17 protein-coding genes are annotated in these 17,278 nt (G+C 66.3%); 11 read left to right on the forward strand and 6 right to left on the reverse strand.

The window, feature by feature from the left end; translation table 11 throughout:
* Positions 1-61 precede the first annotated feature (61 nt).
* Positions 62-793, forward strand: coding sequence for a lysophospholipid acyltransferase family protein (locus tag VGG53_RS03315; protein WP_331516563.1), 732 nt, complete (start codon positions 62-64; stop codon positions 791-793).
* Positions 794-797: 4 nt separating this feature from the next.
* Here the strand turns inward: VGG53_RS03315 and VGG53_RS03320 are convergent, their stop codons facing one another.
* Positions 798-2,123: a glycosyltransferase 87 family protein gene (locus tag VGG53_RS03320; protein ID WP_331516564.1), complete on the reverse strand. Its 1,326-nt coding sequence runs from the start codon at positions 2,121-2,123 to the stop codon at positions 798-800.
* An 83-nt stretch (positions 2,124-2,206) separates the two neighbouring features.
* Here VGG53_RS03320 and VGG53_RS03325 point away from each other — a divergent pair, with 83 nt between their 5' ends.
* The 3 genes from VGG53_RS03325 to VGG53_RS03335 all read left to right on the forward strand — a co-directional run bounded on the left by VGG53_RS03325 (position 2,207) and on the right by VGG53_RS03335 (position 5,044).
* Positions 2,207-3,088, forward strand: a complete 882-nt coding sequence (locus tag VGG53_RS03325) for a hypothetical protein (protein WP_331516565.1) — start codon at positions 2,207-2,209, stop codon at positions 3,086-3,088.
* 6 nt (positions 3,089-3,094) lie between these two features.
* On the forward strand, positions 3,095-3,586 hold the full coding sequence (locus VGG53_RS03330; RefSeq protein ID WP_331516566.1) for a polyadenylate-specific 3'-exoribonuclease AS: 492 nt from the start codon (positions 3,095-3,097) through the stop codon (positions 3,584-3,586).
* Between the two features lie 69 nt (positions 3,587-3,655).
* A complete protein-coding gene (locus VGG53_RS03335) occupies positions 3,656-5,044 on the forward strand; it encodes a class II 3-deoxy-7-phosphoheptulonate synthase (RefSeq protein ID WP_331516567.1) in 1,389 nt (462 codons plus the stop codon).
* Here VGG53_RS03335 and VGG53_RS03340 read toward each other — a convergent pair.
* Positions 5,041-6,213 (reverse strand): protein kinase domain-containing protein, encoded by a 1,173-nt coding sequence (locus tag VGG53_RS03340; protein ID WP_331516608.1) that lies wholly within the window; start codon positions 6,211-6,213, stop codon positions 5,041-5,043. The genes VGG53_RS03335 and VGG53_RS03340 overlap by 4 nt on opposite strands.
* Positions 6,214-6,330: 117 nt before the next feature.
* Here VGG53_RS03340 and VGG53_RS03345 point away from each other — a divergent pair, with 117 nt between their 5' ends.
* On the forward strand, positions 6,331-6,735 hold the full coding sequence (locus tag VGG53_RS03345) for an Rv2175c family DNA-binding protein (RefSeq protein ID WP_331516568.1): 405 nt from the start codon (positions 6,331-6,333) through the stop codon (positions 6,733-6,735).
* 8 nt (positions 6,736-6,743) lie between these two features.
* Here the strand turns inward: VGG53_RS03345 and VGG53_RS03350 are convergent, their stop codons facing one another.
* The gene (locus VGG53_RS03350) at positions 6,744-8,276 is read right to left on the reverse strand and encodes an alpha-(1->6)-mannopyranosyltransferase A (protein WP_331516569.1); all 1,533 of its coding nucleotides are present in this window, start codon (positions 8,274-8,276) and stop codon (positions 6,744-6,746) included.
* Positions 8,277-8,281: 5 nt separating this feature from the next.
* Positions 8,282-9,331, reverse strand: a complete 1,050-nt coding sequence (idsA2, locus tag VGG53_RS03355) for a bifunctional (2E,6E)-farnesyl/geranyl diphosphate synthase (RefSeq protein WP_331516609.1) — start codon at positions 9,329-9,331, stop codon at positions 8,282-8,284.
* Between the two features lie 223 nt (positions 9,332-9,554).
* Between idsA2 and VGG53_RS03360 the strand changes: the two genes are divergently transcribed.
* On the forward strand, positions 9,555-10,445 hold the full coding sequence (locus tag VGG53_RS03360) for a mycobacterial-type methylenetetrahydrofolate reductase (RefSeq protein WP_331516570.1): 891 nt from the start codon (positions 9,555-9,557) through the stop codon (positions 10,443-10,445).
* Between the two features lie 19 nt (positions 10,446-10,464).
* On the opposite strand, the gene VGG53_RS03365 is transcribed toward VGG53_RS03360, so the two are convergent.
* Positions 10,465-11,148, reverse strand: a complete 684-nt coding sequence (locus VGG53_RS03365) for an LppM family (lipo)protein (RefSeq protein ID WP_331516571.1) — start codon at positions 11,146-11,148, stop codon at positions 10,465-10,467.
* 37 nt (positions 11,149-11,185) lie between these two features.
* Positions 11,186-11,785 (reverse strand): GNAT family N-acetyltransferase, encoded by a 600-nt coding sequence (locus VGG53_RS03370; protein WP_331516572.1) that lies wholly within the window; start codon positions 11,783-11,785, stop codon positions 11,186-11,188.
* A 230-nt stretch (positions 11,786-12,015) separates the two neighbouring features.
* Here VGG53_RS03370 and VGG53_RS03375 point away from each other — a divergent pair, with 230 nt between their 5' ends.
* The 5 genes from VGG53_RS03375 to VGG53_RS03395 all read left to right on the forward strand — a co-directional run bounded on the left by VGG53_RS03375 (position 12,016) and on the right by VGG53_RS03395 (position 17,272).
* Entirely contained in the window at positions 12,016-12,417 is a 402-nt protein-coding gene (locus tag VGG53_RS03375) for a DUF3040 domain-containing protein (protein ID WP_331516573.1), read from the forward strand.
* 293 nt (positions 12,418-12,710) lie between these two features.
* Complete coding sequence (mraZ, locus tag VGG53_RS03380) at positions 12,711-13,142, forward strand: division/cell wall cluster transcriptional repressor MraZ (RefSeq protein ID WP_331516610.1); 432 nt, start codon at positions 12,711-12,713, stop codon at positions 13,140-13,142.
* 121 nt (positions 13,143-13,263) lie between these two features.
* The gene (rsmH, locus tag VGG53_RS03385) at positions 13,264-14,274 is read left to right on the forward strand and encodes a 16S rRNA (cytosine(1402)-N(4))-methyltransferase RsmH (RefSeq protein WP_331516574.1); all 1,011 of its coding nucleotides are present in this window, start codon (positions 13,264-13,266) and stop codon (positions 14,272-14,274) included.
* Positions 14,274-15,338, forward strand: a complete 1,065-nt coding sequence (locus tag VGG53_RS03390) for a hypothetical protein (RefSeq protein WP_331516575.1) — start codon at positions 14,274-14,276, stop codon at positions 15,336-15,338. The genes rsmH and VGG53_RS03390 overlap by 1 nt, the downstream gene beginning before the upstream one ends.
* Positions 15,335-17,272 (forward strand): penicillin-binding protein 2, encoded by a 1,938-nt coding sequence (locus tag VGG53_RS03395; RefSeq protein WP_331516576.1) that lies wholly within the window; start codon positions 15,335-15,337, stop codon positions 17,270-17,272. Before VGG53_RS03390 ends, VGG53_RS03395 begins: the two co-directional genes overlap by 4 nt.
* Positions 17,273-17,278 lie beyond the last annotated feature (6 nt).

A 17,278-nucleotide genomic window follows, 5' to 3' on the forward strand; every position in this document is an offset into this window, starting at 1 on the left:
CACTCGGTCGGTACTCTTGGCGCTTAACACTGTTGGCGCGGCTGAGTAGGAGGGTGCTGCCATGTGGTACTGGCTTTTCAAGTACATCCTCCTTGGTCCGCTGCTCACTCTGCTCGGCCGGCCGAAAGTCGAAGGACTGGAATATGTCCCGCAATCCGGCCCGGTGATCTTGGCCAGCAATCACTTAGCGGTCATGGACAGCTTCTATCTGCCGTTGGTGGTGCGGCGCCGGATCACGTTCCTGGCGAAATCGGAATACTTCACCGGGACGGGGATCAAGGGCTGGTTCAGACGTTGGTTCTTCACTGCCGTCGGCCAGGTGCCCATCGATCGCAGTAACGCCGACTCAGCTCAGGCCGCACTGGTCACCGCCGAGCGGGTTCTGGGCGAAGGCAAGTTGCTCGGTATGTATCCCGAAGGCACCCGCTCGCCTGACGGCCGGCTCTACAAGGGCAAAACCGGGTTGGCCCGCCTGGCGCTGCAGACTGGCGTCCCGGTGATTCCGGTCGCGATGATCGGCACCAACGTCGTCAACCCGCCGGGCACGACGATGTTGCGGTTCGGACGGGTCACCGTCCGCTTCGGCAAGCCGATGGATTTCTCCCGGTTCGACGGTTTGGCAGGCAACCGCTTCATCGAACGCGCCGTCATCGACGAGGTGATCTACGAGCTGATGGGGCTGTCCGACCAGGAATACGTCGACATCTACGCGGCGACCGTCAAGAACGGCAGCGAGTCGGAGACGCCGGAGCAGCAACCTTCGTCTCGAATTCCGCAGACGGCGGCAGGCTAGCCGATCAGCTGAGGGCGGTCGCCGGCTCCGGCGCAGCCGATGGCCGCGGCGCGGTGGCTGCGCTGACGGCGACGGTGGCCCCGGCGGCGACCAGCGTCGCCAGCGCCCACCACAGATAGGACACCCCGGCGAGCTGACGCCACAGCGCCGCGGTTACCTCGTGGTGCTTGGGCATCAGATCGATCGGCGACCACACCATCACGGCCACGCCGGCGGCGCTGACCAGTGCCAGCGCCGCGTTACGCCGCCGCCAGGCAAGCACCGCGGTGACCACCACCGTCGGCAGCATCCACACCCAATGGTGTGACCATGACACCGGCGAAACCACCAGCCCGAACAGCGCAATACAGATCACCGCCAGCGTGGGTTCGCCGGCTCGCAGCACCCGGCATGCCGCCCAGACCGTCAGCGCCAGCACAACAAAGCAGGCCGCCACCCACGGCAGGAAACGTTGGTGGTCGTCGAGGCTCAGCCGCGCCAGCGTGCCGGCCACGTTCTGGTTGGTGTTCAGGCTTGCTGAGCCGATCCGATCGGTATTACGCACGGTGTCGGTCCAGTACTCCCAGGAATCGTGCCAGGCCAGCGCGAACCCGGCCAGGGTGGCAGCCGCGACGGACGCCAGCGAGGTGATCACGGCGCGGCGGTCACGGCGGAGCAGGAAGTACAGCAGGAACACCGCCGGAGTGAGCTTGAGCGCGATGCCCAGGCCCAGCAGCACGCCACGCGGCCACGGCGTGCGACGCGGCACGCAGTCAGCGATCACCAGCGTCATCAGCACGACGTTGATCTGGCCGAAGGCGAAATTCGCCTTGATCGGTTCCAGCCAGATCGCCGCCGCCGCCACAATGAGCGCGGACAACCACCAACGGCGCAGCCACGCCGGTCCCGGCACCATACGCGTGGTGTTCCACACATCGAGTCGGGTCAGCACGATCATCACGGCGACGAACAGCAGCGCCAGGGTGATCAGCGTGATGGCGACGCTGGCAGCCGGCATCCCCAACCAGGCAAAAGGACAGAAAATGACAGCAGCCAACGGGGGATAGGTGAACGGCAGATTCAAGCCGATCGGGGTGTGGAACTTCGCATCGTGGCTGTACAACGGGTGGTCGTCCAGCCAGGCCTGGCCGCCCATCCGGTAGACGTCGATATCGATGCGGTACGGGGTGCGCCCGATCAGCCGCCACACGGCGTAGCCCAGCGCCGCCAGGGCCAGCACCTGAAGCAGCGACCACCCGACGTTTCGCCAGATATTCGGCTGCGCTCCCTCAGAAGCAGGGGCCACTGCCCCACGCGAACTGCCCGCGTCGGGCGAGCCCCATCTACTCATCTCGGTGACCAGCCTATCGGTGCGAGCGGGTGCGCCGGTGTCGCGGACGGCCGTGAGCCCGAAGTGGGCGTAGCTTTTCTAGGGTGCTGCACTGGTTCGAACACGACATCATCGGTCGCGGTCGGCTGCCGCTGCTGTGCTGTCTGGTCGCCTTTATCGTCACGTTCTTTGTGGCCCGCACCTTTGTGCGCCTGATCCGCCGTCGCGCGGCGGCCGGTAGGCCGCCCCGGTGGTGGGAGCCCCGCAATATCCGCATCGGGTCCAAGCACATCCACCACGTGGTGATCGGCGTCGTCATGGTGATGATCTCCGGCATCACGTTGGTGTCATTGTCCGTCAACGGAAACGAACCCGAATTCACTGCTATCGCAATCATTTTCGGCATCGGGGCCGCGCTCGTGCTCGACGAGTACGCGTTGATCCTGCATTTGTCCGACGTCTATTGGGAGGAAGACGGGCGGACCTCTGTCGACGCGGTGTTTGCCGCGGTCGCGGTGGGTGGACTCCTGGTCCTGGGATTGCATCCGCTGATGTTCTTCATCAGCCTGTGGCACGACACCACCCACTCGATGGTGTTACGGGCCGGTGTGGTCTTGGCGATCGTGCTGACGTTGCCGCTGGCGGTGCTCGTTGTGCTCAAAGGCAAGGTGTGGACCGGCCTGATCGGCATGTTCTTCGTCCCGCTGCTGGTCATCGGGGCGATCCGGCTGTCGCGCCCACAGGCTCCGTGGGCCCGCTACCTCTACATGCGCCGGCTGGACAAAATGAGCCGCGCGCTGGGGCGCGAGCGGAACCTGCGCCGGCCGGTCGTGCATGTCAAGCTGTGGCTGCAGTACGCGATCGCCGGTACGCCGCGGCTCCCCTCGGGGCGGATGGTCGATGCGCAGCTGGACCGCGAAGTGCATCCAGCGCCGCCGCCGGAGTCGGTGCCCAGCGTGTTCGCCAGTGGCGCCGGTGTCGGGTAACCGGCGGTGCGGTATTTCTACGACACCGAGTTCATCGACGACGGCCGCACCATCGAGCTGATCTCGATCGGAGTTGTCGCGCAGGACGGCCGTGAATACTACGCAGTATCAACCGAATTCAACCCCGAGCGGGCCGGAAGCTGGGTGCGCGCCAATGTGCTGCCCAAACTACCGCCGCCGGCCTCGCAGCTGTGGCGCCCACGTTCCCGGATCCGTTCGGACCTGGAGACGTTCTTCGACATCGACGGGTCCGAGCCGATCGAACTGTGGGCCTGGGTCGGCGCCTACGACCACGTGGCGCTGTGCCAGCTGTGGGGCCCGATGACCCATCTGCCGCCGCCGATACCGCGATTCACCCACGAGCTCCGCCAGTTGTGGGAGGAGCGCGGACGGCCGCGGCTGCCGCGCCGGTCGACCAATGTGCACGATGCGCTGGTGGACGCCCGAGACCAGCTACAGCGATACCAGGTGATCACGGCCGACGACGAGGAACGCTAGCCGGTCCGTTCGCATCGGCCCTGATCGTGGCGTGATTGGGGGCGTGCGCTGCCCGGTTACCATAGATGGGTGAACTGGACCGTTGACGTACCGATTGAGCAGCTGCCGTCGCTGCCGCCGCTGCCGGCGGATCTGCGGGCCCGGCTGGACGCCGCGCTGGCCAAGCCTGCTGCGCAACAGCCGAGTTGGACGCGCGAGCAGGTCGAGCCGGTGCGGACGCTGCTGGAGGCCGTGCCACCGGTGACCGTGCCGTCGGAAATCGTGCGGCTGCAGGAGGTGCTGGCCCAGGTTGCCAGGGGCGAGGCGTTCATGCTGCAGGGCGGCGACTGCGCGGAGACCTTCGCGGACAACACCGAGCCACACATCAAGGGCAATATCCGCACCTTGCTGCAGATGGCGGTGGTGCTGACCTACGGCGCCAGCGTGCCGGTGCTCAAGGTGGCCCGCATCGCCGGGCAGTACGCCAAGCCCCGTTCGGTCGACCTCGACGCGCTGGGGCTGCGTTCCTACCGCGGCGACATGATCAACGGATTCGCCCCGGACGCCGCGGTACGCGAGCATGATCCGTCGCGGCTGGTGCGGGCTTACGCCAACGCGGGCGCGGCGATGAACCTGGTGCGCGCGTTGACCTCGTCGGGGCTGGCGTCGCTGCATCTGGTGCACGACTGGAACCGGGAATTCGTGCGCACCTCGCCGGCCGGCGCGCGTTATGAGGCGTTGGCCTCCGAGATCGACCGCGGGCTCAAGTTCATGAGCGCTTGCGGGGTGGCCGACCGCAACTTGCAAACGGCCGAAATCTACGCCAGCCACGAGGCTTTGGTGCTCGACTACGAGCGTGCCATGTTGCGGCTGTCCGACCAGGAGGATGGCGAGCCGCAGCTGTACGACCTGTCGGCGCACTACCTGTGGATCGGGGACCGCACCCGGCAACTCGACGGCGCGCACATCGCCTTCGCCGAGGTGATCGCCAACCCGATCGGCGTCAAGATTGGGCCTACGACCACACCGGAGCAGGCCGTCGAATACGTCGAACGCCTCGACCCGCACAACAAGCCGGGCCGGCTGACGCTGGTCAGCCGGATGGGCAACAACAAGGTCCGCGACCTGCTGCCGCCGATCATCGAGAAGGTACAGGCCACCGGTCACAAGGTGATCTGGCAGTGCGATCCGATGCACGGCAACACCCACGAGTCGTCCAACGGCTACAAGACGCGGCACTTCGACCGCATCGTCGATGAGGTGCAGGGTTTCTTCGAGGTGCACCGGGCGTTGGACACCTACCCCGGTGGCATCCACGTCGAGATCACCGGCGAGAACGTCACCGAATGTCTCGGTGGCGCGCAAGACATTTCGGATACCGATCTGAGCGGACGTTACGAAACGGCGTGCGATCCAAGGCTGAACACCCAGCAGTCTTTGGAGCTGGCGTTCCTGGTCGCCGAGATGTTGCGCGACTAGACCAGCCCGCTCACATTGCTGCCGATGGTCCACGCGGCGGCGGCGATCATCCCGGTGATCGACAACACGATCGCTATCCAGATCCACACCATGCGTCGCGCATGCTGGCGTTCGAGGGCGAACTCGATCAGGTCGATTCCGGCGAATTGGCCTGATATCTGGTGGTATTCGACATCGGTTCGGGCCTCCGGTCTGGCCGGCCGGTCCGGTGGCCTGCGGGCCAACTGACGCGTCGGCTGATGTACCGGCGCTCGCCCCGGCGGCGGGTGCTCATCGGTGGTGCGGTGTTGGGCGGCCGAGCGGTGCTGAGCCGAGTTGCGCGGCGACGGCACCCGAAATTCCGGCAGCTGCAGCTGGTTGACGATCGCGTCCAGTTCCGCGCCCATGTCCTGGGCGTCCGCGTAACGGTCGGCGGAATCGCGTTCAGTCGCACGCTCGACCAACTCGTCGAATTGTGCGGGAACGCCGTCGATCACGCTGCCCGGCGGCGGGACATCGGAGTCCAGGCGTTGGAATGCAACCGACAGTGCCGAGTCACCGGAGAACGGCGTCTGTCCGGTCAGCAGCTCGTAGGCGACGATGCCGGCCGCGTAGACATCGCTGCGCGGGCTGGCATTTCCGTCGCGGACCTGTTCGGGGGACAGGTAGGCGGCGGTGCCGAGAATGACGCTGGTGGAAGTGATCCCGGCCTCTGCGACGGCCCGCACCAAGCCGAAGTCGACGATCTTGACCTCGCCCTCATCCGAGATCAACACGTTCTCGGGTTTGACGTCGCGGTGCACCAGTCCGGCGCGATGCGCGGCGGCCAGCCCACCCAGTACCGGGCGCAGCACCGCCGCGACTGCGTGCGGCGGCATCGGACCGCGCTCGGCCAGCAGCTCGCGCAGCGTGCCGCCCTCGACGAGCTCCATCACCAGGAACGGGTGCCGCGCGTCCAGGCCTTGGTCGTAGACCGCGACCAAACCCGGGTCCTTGAGCCGGGCCACCGTGCGGGCCTCCAGCCGAAAGCGGGTCAGGAACTGCTGGTCGCCCGCGTAGCGGGAATCCATCACCTTCAGCGCGACCGGCCGGTCCAACCGGGTGTCAATGCCGCGGTACACCGTCGAGGTGCCGCCGGTGGCGATCTTGGTCGCGACGCGGTAGCGCCCGTCCAGCAATGCACCTTCCAGGAGGTCTTCGCTCGCCGCTGCAGCCACCGGCCCATCGTAGGCGGCGGCCTGCACTGCGCCTGAAACCTTTACGCAGCGAGCCGGAACAGCCGGCCTACGCGGTCGTACACTGATCCGGTGAGCAGGATTGCGGTCGGGGATGATGTTCTGGAGCCCGACGAACCGATCTACGACCTTGGCGATGTCGCCGATTTGCTGGGCGTGCCGGTCACCAAAGTGCAGCAACATCTGAAGGAAGGCCACCTTGTCGCGGTGCGGCGCGCGGGCGATGTAGTAGTACCGCAGATCTTCTTCACGAGAGCCGGCGAAGTCGTCAAAAGCCTGCCGGGATTATTGGTGGTCTTGCGCGACGGCGGCTACCAGGACACCGAAATCGTGCGCTGGCTGTTCACTCCCGACCCGTCGCTGACCGTGACCCGGGACGGATCGCGCGACGCGATCAGCAACGCCCGCCCAGTCGACGCACTGCACGCTCACCAGGCGCGCGAAGTGCTGCGCCGCGCCCAGGCCATGGCGTACTGACCGCCGTATCAAGCGGATCGGGCTGCCTGGCTGCTCTGCTCGGGCGCCTCAACGCGATTCAACGTGTGCCATGCGATCAATGCCACCAACGTCGCCAGTAGAACGTGTGGCCATGAGTACATCCCATGTGCACCATCGGGTTTGAAGATGACCATGATCCAGGTGGAGAATGCTGCGATCGCCGCGACCGCGCGGCGTGACTGGGCGAGTGGGGCCACCACCGCCAACGGCCAGGAGTAGTACCAGGGCAGCGCCGCGGGCGCGAACAACACCACGACGAGCATCGCCCAGGCGATGCCGGTGAGCGCTTCGCGGTCGTCGTGACGGAATCGCCACCACAGCAGCGGCAATGCCACTGCGATGATCGCTATCCCCGCGGCGCGGGTGACTTGCAGCACCGCGTAGAAGTTCACCGAGAAGAACAATCCGCCGATGGTGTGGACCAGATTTGCCGTCGCCGTCGGAATGCTCAGCCAGTTGATAATTTTCACCGAACCTGCCAGCGCGGTCAGCCAGCCGAGGCCCACACCGGCCAACCCGGACAGCACCGCGAACACGGCGACGAAAATCAGCATCGACGCGCCGGCGGCCGTGGCGAAGGCGCGCGGCGGCGAGTATCCGCGCCGCTCGCGCAGATGGCGCATCCACACCCAGACCATGAATGGCAGCGCGATCGCGGCGGTGGCCTTGACCGCAACCCCGACCGCGACCAGCGCGATGCCGGCGACCTGACGACGCTCCAATGTCAGGGCGATCCCCGCGATCATCAGGCCCACCATCAACATCTCGTTGTGCACGCCACCCATCAAATGGATGATCACCAAGGGATTGAGGGCACAGATCCACAGCGCAGTGGGCACATTGGCGCCCAGATGCCGCGCCACCCGCGGCGTCGCCCAGATCAGCAACGCCAGCCCGGGCAGCATGCACAGCCGCAGCAGCATCGTTCCGGCGATCACGTGATTGCCGATCAGCATCGTTATCAACTTGGCGATCATGATGAATGCCGGGCCGTATGGAGCCGTGGTGATGGTCCAGATCGGACTGACGTTGTCCAGCAGGGCATTCGGGTTGTCGATAGGCCCCACCGCGTAGGGATCCAGCCCGTCGCGCAGCAGTGCGCCCTGAGCCAGATACGAGTAGGTGTCGCGGCTGAAGACGGGCACCGACAGCAGCAGTGGCGTCAGCCAGAATCCGGTGGTGGCCACCATCGTGTATTCGCTTGCCTCGCCGGCAAGTACGCGCCGGCCCAGCCACAGCCACGCGCTCAGCATCAATGTCACGCCGATCCACAGCAGCACCGTCGACAGCACCAACCCATGCCCGAAGCGCAGCCAGGACAAGTGCAACGACTCCAGCAACGGATCGTGCTGTTTGGTGCTGCCCGCGCCAAGTCCGCCTGTGGTGACCAGCGCCGCACCCAGGCAGCCGAGCAGTGCCGGCCGGCCTTCGTCGGTGGTGGCGAATTCACGCAGTCGTGAAAAAGGTTGGGATGCAACGGTAGCCGAAGTCGATGCCGGGACAGACGTCGGAATGGACATGGGTGTCAGGCCGATCGGTTTGCCGCTAGTTTGGCGAGCTCGACCAGCCCGGCCTTGGCGGCCGCGTGGATGGGGCCATCAGCCAACAATTCCAGCGCTCGTCGGGTCAGCGCGTCGATCTGGCCCTCGACCGCTGCCAGCGCCCCCACCCGCTCGATCACGTCGCACACTTCGCGTATCTCGGTATCGCTGAGATCAGTGCCGACCGAGGCCCGTAACAGCTTGGCGGCGGGCGCATCTGACTTGTCGGCCAGCTCCACCGCCGTCGCCAGCAGCACCGTGCGCTTGCCGGACCGCAGGTCGTCCCCGGAGGGCTTACCGGTCACCGCCGGATCGCCGAACATGCCCAGCACGTCGTCGCGCAGCTGGAATGCGACGCCCAGATGATTGCCGACCTGGTGGAAAAGCGCATGCACGTCGGGCCGGTCGGCAGCGGCGGCGGCCCCCAGCTGCAGCGGACGCGAGACCGTATAGGAGGCGGTCTTATAGGTGTTGACGGCCATCGCCGAAGCGATCGATTCGGCGGCGCTGGCCTCGGCCACGATGTCGAGGTATTGACCGCCGAGCACCTCGGTGCGGATGTCGGCCCATATCCGTCGCACCCGGTGCCGGGCATCGTCCGGCAAATCGGCACCCGCGACGATGTCGTCGGCCCACGCCAGCGCCAGATCTCCGAGCAGGATCGCCGCCGAGACCCCGAATTGGCCCGCCGGGCCCCGCCACTGACGGTCGCGATGCAAGCCGGCGAACTGGATGTGCGTGGTCGGCCGGCCGCGGCGAGTCGCCGAGTCGTCGATGACGTCGTCGTGCACCAGCGCCGAGGCATGCAACAGTTCGAGCGCCGAAAACAACAGCAGGACCTGCGCGTCGGCGTCATTGTTCGACACAGCCCGCCAGCCCCAGTAGGCGAAGACCGGGCGTAGCCGCTTACCGCCACCGAGGACGAACCCCTGCAGGCCGGCAATGAGGGCGTCGTAGTCGCCGCCGATGTATGCGGCATCGGTTCGGCGGCCTTGCAGGTACCTGCGCAACTGGTCGGTGATGGCTTCGGCCAGCTCAACGGTTGCCGCTGCTTCTACGCTCAGCGCGACACCTCTTCCCGGTCCCTTGAGATCATGGCCCGCCAAGTCTATTCGGCGCGGCGCTGTCCAGCGGGTTTTGCCTCCTCAGGCCCGCCCGGGCGGTGCGCTCGGCCGTCGCCGGGCTGTGGCTTCGACAGCCTCACTATGCTGTCGTGGTGCGTGGCGCGGGCCGGACGCGGGGATGAGGAGAAGCTCGTTGACTTTGAACACGATCGCGCTCGAGGTGGTGCCGCCCAATGTGGATCGCGGTCGGGAGCAAGCTGTCGACGAGGCCCACAAGGTGCTGCAGCTGTCCGCGAATTCCGGCATCGGCGGCCGGATCGGGCACGTGATGATGCCGGGCTTGATAGCAGAAGAAGACGACCGACCGATCGAGATGAAGCCGAAGCTCGACGTGCTGGATTTCTGGTCGATCATCAAACCGGAGTTGCCCGGCGTGCGCGGATTGTGCAGCCAGGTCACCGCTTTCATGGATGAGCCCGCCTTGCGTCAGCGGCTCCGTGATCTGGTCGGGTCGGGGATCGACGGCATCGTGTTTGTCGGCGTTCCGCGCACCATGGCCGACGGCGAGGGTTCCGGTGTCGCGCCGACCGACGCCCTGTCGATCTTTGGTGAGCTGGTGAAAAATCGCGGCGTGATCCTGATCCCCACCCGGGATGGCGAAGAGGGCCGGCTGAATTACAAGTGCGATCAGGGTGCGACGTTCGCGCAGACGCAGCTGCTGTATTCCGATACGATCGTGGGGTTTTTGAGCGAGTTCGCCAAGAAGACCGACCATCGGCCGGAGATCCTGCTCGGCTTCGGCTTCGTCCCGAAAGTTGAAGAGAGGGTCGGTTTCATCAACTGGCTCATCCAAGATCCGGGCAACCCCGCCGTCGCCGAGGAGCAGGCGTTCGTCAAGACATTGGCGAACACCGAACCGGCGCAACGACGCAAGTTGATCCTCGATCTGTACAAGCGGGTGATCGACGGCGTCGTCGGCTTGGGCTATCCGCTGAGCGTCCATTTCGAGGCCACCTACGGCAATTCCGCGCCGGCGTTCGACACGTTCGCCGAAATGCTGGGCTACTGGTCACCGACGAGCTGAGGACCGCTGCCGGTGCCGGTCAGCCGGCCGGCGGATCGCTCGGCTCGGTGACCCGGGGCGAGCGATCGCGCGTGTACCAGGCCAGCAGCGCCACCGCGCCGGCCACCGCGATCGATGCCAGGCTCAGCCACAGAGCCGCGCCCTGGAATGAGCGGGTGCTGGGGTCGGTGTAGCGCGCCTGAGCGGTCAGCATGCTGACCACGCCCGGCTTGAGTTTCCACTGCACGGTCTGCGAGTCGAGGCGATCACCGTTGGTGGAGGTCACTGATCCGGGGAAGGCGACGGACAGCTCCACGTCGGCGTCGGGATCGGCCAGCGACGTCAAGTCCGCACGCCCTTCCAGGATCACCAGGTCGCCGGCTCGGCGCAGCGACAGGTTCACCCCCTGCGCGTCGGAGTTCATGTGGGCCAGCTCCGGCAGCTCGGCGAAGGTCAGGTCGGCGAACGTGGCCTGCGACCCCACGTAGCCGTCACGGTCGTACTTGGAGACCGCGACTTTCTGACTGAACGCCAGGTCGGGGTCCAACTGCGGACCGGCGTCTTTGTCGTTGCGCGGCTTGGCCGCGGCGACGATGTCGCCGGAAACCAAGTCATCGGGGGAGATGGTGATCGACGCCTTGATCCGCACGCACCCGGCAAGCACGGGTATCGCCAGCAGCACCATCGTCCACGCCGCGAGGCGACGGCGACGATCTGCGTGCACCAGGTCATCGTGCCAGACCGCGACAGTGCTGTGGCGACTACAGCGGCAGCTCTCGGCCCAGAATCGCGAATGCCCGTGGGTCGCCGGTGAAGTGGTAGCCGCGGATGACGTCGGCGAAGCCCAATCGCCGGTAGAGCCGCCAGGCGCGATTGGCTTCGCCGTTGGTCTCCGGGGTGGACAGCAGCACGTTGGCTTCGCTGCGTTCGGAAAGCAGCCGACGGGCCAGCGCCTCGCCCAGACCTTGGCCCTGGGCACGCGGATGGATGTGTAACTCGGTCAGCTCGAAGTAGCTGGCCATCAGCTTCGTGATCTCCGGACCGGGGAGCCCGCTGCGCTGCAGGCCGGCCACCACCTGTTGTTGCCACCACTGATCCGGCGCGCCGCAGTAGCCGTAGGCCACCCCCAGCAGGGGCGCATCGCTCAGTTCGGCGGACGACGGCGCGGCCTCGCCCGGGGTGTCGACTTCCACGGCTGCGACGGCCTGCCAGCCGCGCCGCCGGGTGTGCTCGAGCCACATGGCGGCGCGCTGATTCTCGGTCCCGGGTGGATAGCGCATCGCGTCGACGTAGACGCCCAAGGCATCTGTCAGCCGCCGCTGCATGTCTCGTGGCGGCAGGTTGATGAGGAATGTCGCCAACGTGCGGTCTCCTCGTCCGTTGTCCGTTGTCCGTTGTGCGGTGTGGTGCGCCATCCCATTATCGGGCGCGGCGACAGTACGTCGATCGCCGACCGGTCGCGATTACAATCAGCGGGCGAAGCGGTGGTAACGCGCAGATTGACCTCGTATCATTCTTATTAGTTGCCCCCGCGACAGGCACCGACGTGCTATCGGTATTTATGTGACAGGTTTTCGGCAAGGAGGGACGAATGCCACTCTCCGATCATGAGCAGCGGATGCTCGACCAGATCGAGAGCGCTCTCTATGCCGAGGACCCCAAGTTCGCCTCGAGCGTTCGCGGGGGCGGATTGCGCGCGCCGACGGCGCGGCGACGGCTGCAGGGCGCGGGGCTGTTCTTGCTCGGACTTGCGATGCTGGTTTCCGGGGTGGCGTTCAGGGCCACCATGATCGGAACTTTCCCGATCCTGTCCGTGATCGGTTTTGTGGTGATGTTCGGCGGCGTGGTGTTCGCCATCACGGGCCCGCGACTTGCTGGTCGCGGTGAGCGGCCCGGACCAGCGGCTACGGCGCGCCAGCGACGCGGCAAGGGCACCGGCGGGTCATTCACCAGCCGCATGGAAGATCGCTTTCGCCGCCGCTTCGAGGAGTAGCGGTCGCGACGGATCAAAGGGCAGCCACTCGGCTGCCTTTTTTGTGCCTGCGGACAGCCGCGCGACGCACAACGCGGGTCGCGATGACCCACTACGCCCCACTTGGGCAATAACTGCAGCTCAGCCCACGGCTTTCTAAGCATCTCCGACATCCGCTCAACGTGGCGTCGCCATCGTGGTGGCCGAGAACCTGCCGAAACGACACTTAACGGTGACATCCGTGCCGTTAAATGGAGCTAAGTGGGGGAGTGTGGGGTATGGTGGCGGAAGTCGAAAGGCATGGAGGCGGCCAGATGTTTCTCGGCACCTACACGCCCAAACTCGACGACAAAGGGCGGCTCACGTTGCCCGCCAAGTTTCGCGACGCGCTGGCAGGAGGGTTGATGGTCACCAAGAGCCAAGATCACAGCCTGGCTGTCTATCCGCGAGCGGAATTCGAGGAGCTGGCCCGCAGGGCCAACAAGGCCTCACGGAGCAACCCGGGTGCGAGAGCTTTCCTGCGCAACCTGGCTGCCGGCACCGACGAACAGCATCCCGACGCCCAGGGCCGGATCACCTTGTCGGCCGACCACCGGCGCTACGCGAACCTCTCCAAGGACTGCGTGGTGATCGGATCGGTTGACTGCCTGGAGATTTGGGATGCGCTGGCCTGGCAGCAATATCAAGAGACCCACGAAGAGAACTTCTCCGCGGCCAGCGATGAAGCACTCGGCGACATTATCTAACGCGCGTGCCCGTGCATCGTGGCCCCTGCCCGAACCGACCCTGACGTACTTCCCCAACGCCAGGTTCGTGCTATCGGACAGGGACCTCGATGCAGGGGCCGCTCGTCGGGAAGGTGTTGTCATGCCTGACGCCACTGGCCGATTCGGTCACGTGCCTGTGCTGCTGGACCGCTGCTTCGTACTGCTGCACCCCGCATTGACGCACCGCCATCCCGATGGATCAGCTGCGGTGCTGCTCGACGCGACGGTCGGTGCCGGTGGGCACGCGGACCGATTCCTGACCGCACTGCCCGGACTGCGAGTCATCGGCGTCGACCGCGACCCGACCGCACTGGACATCGCCGGGGCCCGGCTGTCACGTTTTGCCGACCGGCTCACTCTGGTTCAAACCCGGTACGACGGAATCGATGATGCACTGGCCGAATCAGGCTATGGCCCAATCGAATCCATCGACGGCATACTCTTCGACCTCGGTGTCTCGTCGATGCAGCTCGACCGTACCGAGCGAGGCTTCTCCTACGCCCACGATGCGCCGTTGGACATGCGCATGGACCCCACGTCGGCGCTGACCGCGGCCGAGATCGTCAACACCTACGACGAGTCCGCGCTGGCCGATATCCTGCGCCGCTACGGCGAGGAACGGCTGGCCCGACGGATCGCATCGCACATCGTTCGCCGTCGGGTCCGCGTACCGTTCACGTCCACCGGCGAACTGGTAGAGGTTGTCTACCAAGCGGTTCCCGCACCGGCTCGGCGGACCGGCGGACATCCGGCCAAGCGGACATTCCAGGCCCTGCGCATCGCGGTCAACAGCGAGCTGGACGCATTGCGCGGCGCTCTACCGCCGGCACTGGACGCGTTGGCGGTCAACGGGCGCATCGTGGTGATGGCGTATCAGTCGCTGGAGGACCGCATCGTCAAGCGGGCATTCGCTGAAGCCAGCACGTCCCGCTCGCCGTCCGATCTACCGATCGAATTGCCAGGATATGCACCGCAATTCGCGTTACTGACCCGCGGTGCCGAGCGTGCCGACGAAGCCGAGATCCAGCAGAACCCGCGCAGTGCCGCAGTGCGACTGCGTGCCCTACGGCGGGTGCAACCGAAACCAGATGCGGCCAGGAGGGGCGGCTGATGAAGGCCAAACGCGAAGTGCAACCCCGCGCCGGCGATCGGCGTCGGCGGCAGAGCAAGGCTTCTCCGAAAACGGGTCGTCGGGCGGCCGAACCGACGCCGGCACGCCGTACCGGTCCGCGGACCGGGAAACTCACTGCGCCGCAGACTTCACCGATGGCACGGCCCGTCGAGCGAGCGGCTCGACCGACGAGCGCAACCCAGGCCAAGGCACGAGCAAAGGCACGGAAAGCCAAGGCGCCCAGAGTTGTTCGCCCCCCGCTGAGGGAACGCTTGCTCAACCGGCTCGCGTCGATCGACCTGCGGCCGCAGACTCTGGCGGCCAAAGTCCCCTTCGTGGTGCTGATCATCGGCTCGCTGGGCGCCGGGCTCGGTCTCACGTTGTGGCTGTCCACTGCTGCCGCCGAGCGGTCCTACCAACTCGGGGGAGCCCGTCAGCGCACCGAGTTGCTGCAGCAGCAAAAGGAAGCGCTCGAACGCGATGTCCAAGAAGCACAGGCCGCTCCGGCGTTGGCCGAGGCGGCTCGCGGCCTGGGCATGATCCCGACCCGGGACACCGCACATTTGATCCAGGACCCGGCGGGGAATTGGTTGGTAGTGGGCACACCCAAGCCGGCCCAGGGTGTGTCGCCGCCGCCGCTCAACAGCAAGCTGCCGGATGAACGGCCAGTGCCGGCACCCCAGGCTGCGCCGGGGAATCCGGTTGAGGTGCCGACGCTGGTGCTGCCGGGCAACGGTGCTCCGGTCGCCCCGCTGACGCCCGGACCCGATGCAATGGTCCGCAGCCCCGATGGCGCTACCACGCTGGGCCCCCAGCACATTCCGGTACCCGACGGGCCGCTTCCGCTGCCCGGCGCAGGACCGGGCGTGCCGGGAATGCCGCTGGTACCGGGATTGCCGCCCGCGCCCGTACCAGTCGCGCCCGCTGCTCCGGTCGTGCCGGCTCCGCCCACGCCAGCCCCGGCCGACGTGGCGGGCGTGCCGCATCACGCCGCACCCACCGGGCCGCTTCTCGGCGAGCAGTTCGGTCCTCTGACGGTCACGACGCCCGGCGTTCCGCAGTGAGGCGGGCAGGCCGGCCGGGTGGCCGATCAGCTCGGTCGACCCAGTCTCGCAAGCCAACTGGGGCGAAAGCGAGTCCGGCTGCGCGATCGGCGCGTGAACGTCGTACCCGGCAAGCAGTCGAGATCGGAAGCCGCGGCGCGTCTTTCGTGTTCCGACACCGGATAGGTAACGGCGTCATCTTCCTCGCACTGTTGGTGGCGGCCGCCCAGCTGTTCTACCTGCAGGTGCCACGCGCCTCTGGGCTGCGCGCGGAGGCCGCCGGACAGCTCAAGGTCACCGATGTCGAAAAGGCGGTACGCGGCAGCATCGTCGACCGCAACAACAACCAGCTCGCGTTCACGATCGAGGCTCGCGCGCTGACCTTCCAGCCCCGCCGTATCCAGAAGCAGCTGGGCGAAGCCAAGCAGAAGAACGCGAAAGCCCCTGACCCGCAAGAACGTTTGAAGGAAATCGCCAAGGAGGTCTCACTTCGGCTGAACAACAAGCCGGACAAGGCCACCGTGCTGAAGAAGCTGCGCAGTGACGAGACGTTCGTCTATCTCGCCCGCGCAGTCGACCCTGCCGTCGCCACCGCGATCACCACGAAGTTCCCCGAGGTCGGCGCCGAACGGCAAGACTTACGCCAGTATCCCGGCGGATCGCTGGCGGCGAACGTCGTCGGCGGAATCGACTGGGACGGACACGGTCTACTCGGCCTGGAAGATTCGATGGACGCCGAGCTGGCCGGCACCGACGGGTCGGTGACCTACGACCGCGGTTCGGACGGGGTGGTGATTCCGGGCAGCTACCGCAACCAGCACCGGGCGGTCAACGGCTCGACGGTCCAGCTCACCATCGACGACGACATCCAGTTCTATGTCCAGCAGCAGGTACAGCTGGCCAAGAATCTGTCTGGGGCGCGCAATGTCTCGGCGGTGGTGCTCGATGCCAAGACCAGTGAAGTGCTGGCGATGTCCAACGACAACACCTTCGACCCGTCTCAGGACGTGGGGCGCCAGGGTAACAAGCAGCTGGGCGACCTGCCGGTGTCCTCGCCGTTCGAGCCCGGTTCGGTGAACAAGGTTGTCACCGCCGCCTCGGTGATCGAGTACGGCGTATCCAATCCCGATGAGGTGCTGCAGGTTCCGGGTTCGATCAACATGGGCGGGGTCACGGTGCACGACGCCTGGTCGCACGGCGTCGCGCCCTATACAACTACCGGCGTGTTCAGCAAATCGTCCAACGTGGGCACGCTGATGCTGGCGCAGCGGGTCGGACCGCAGCGCTATTACGACATGGTGCGCAAATTCGGGCTCGGCCAGCGCACCGGTGTCGGCCTGCCGGGCGAGAGCTCCGGGCTGGTGCCGCCCATCGACCAATGGTCGGGCAGTACATTCTCCAACTTGCCTATCGGCCAAGGCCTTTCGATGACCCTGCTGCAGATGACCGACATGTACCAGGCGATGGCCAACGACGGTGTGCGAATCCCACCGCGGATCATCAAGGCGTCCGTCGCAGCTGACGGCGCCCGTACCGAGGAGCCACGCCCAGAAGGGGTCCGGGTGGTCTCGCCGGAGACCGCGCGGACCGTGCGCAACATGCTGCGTGGGGTCGTCCAACGTGACCCGACCGGCAACCAACAGGGCACCGGGCCCGCGGCTGCCGTCGACGGCTACCAGGTATCCGGCAAGACCGGGACGGCGCAGCAGATCAACCCGGCCTGCGGCTGCTACTTCGACAACGTCTACTGGATCACCTTCGCCGGTATGGTCACAACCGACGATCCGCGCTACGTCATCGGCATCATGATGGACAACCCGGCGACCAACGCCGACGGGACGCCCGGCCACTCGGCGGCCCCGCTGTTCCACAACATCGCCGGTTGGCTGCTGCAACGCGGAAACGTCCCGCTGTCACCCGATCCCGGTCCGCCGCTGCTGCTGCAAGCCATGTAGTCAGAA

It is taken from the genome of Mycobacterium sp., assembly GCF_036490025.1.
Taxonomy (GTDB): domain Bacteria; phylum Actinomycetota; class Actinomycetes; order Mycobacteriales; family Mycobacteriaceae; genus Mycobacterium.

Coding starts and splice junctions, on each gene's coding strand:
- VGG53_RS03315 (WP_331516563.1), top strand. CDS start 62: ATGTGGTACTGGCTTTTCAAGTACATCCTCCTTGGTCCGCTGCTCACT.
- VGG53_RS03320 (WP_331516564.1), bottom strand. CDS start 2,123: ATGAGTAGATGGGGCTCGCCCGACGCGGGCAGTTCGCGTGGGGCAGTG.
- VGG53_RS03350 (WP_331516569.1), bottom strand. CDS start 8,276: ATGTCCATTCCGACGTCTGTCCCGGCATCGACTTCGGCTACCGTTGCA.
- VGG53_RS03375 (WP_331516573.1), top strand. CDS start 12,016: ATGCCACTCTCCGATCATGAGCAGCGGATGCTCGACCAGATCGAGAGC.
- mraZ (WP_331516610.1), top strand. CDS start 12,711: ATGTTTCTCGGCACCTACACGCCCAAACTCGACGACAAAGGGCGGCTC.
- rsmH (WP_331516574.1), top strand. CDS start 13,264: ATGCCTGACGCCACTGGCCGATTCGGTCACGTGCCTGTGCTGCTGGAC.
- VGG53_RS03390 (WP_331516575.1), top strand. CDS start 14,274: ATGAAGGCCAAACGCGAAGTGCAACCCCGCGCCGGCGATCGGCGTCGG.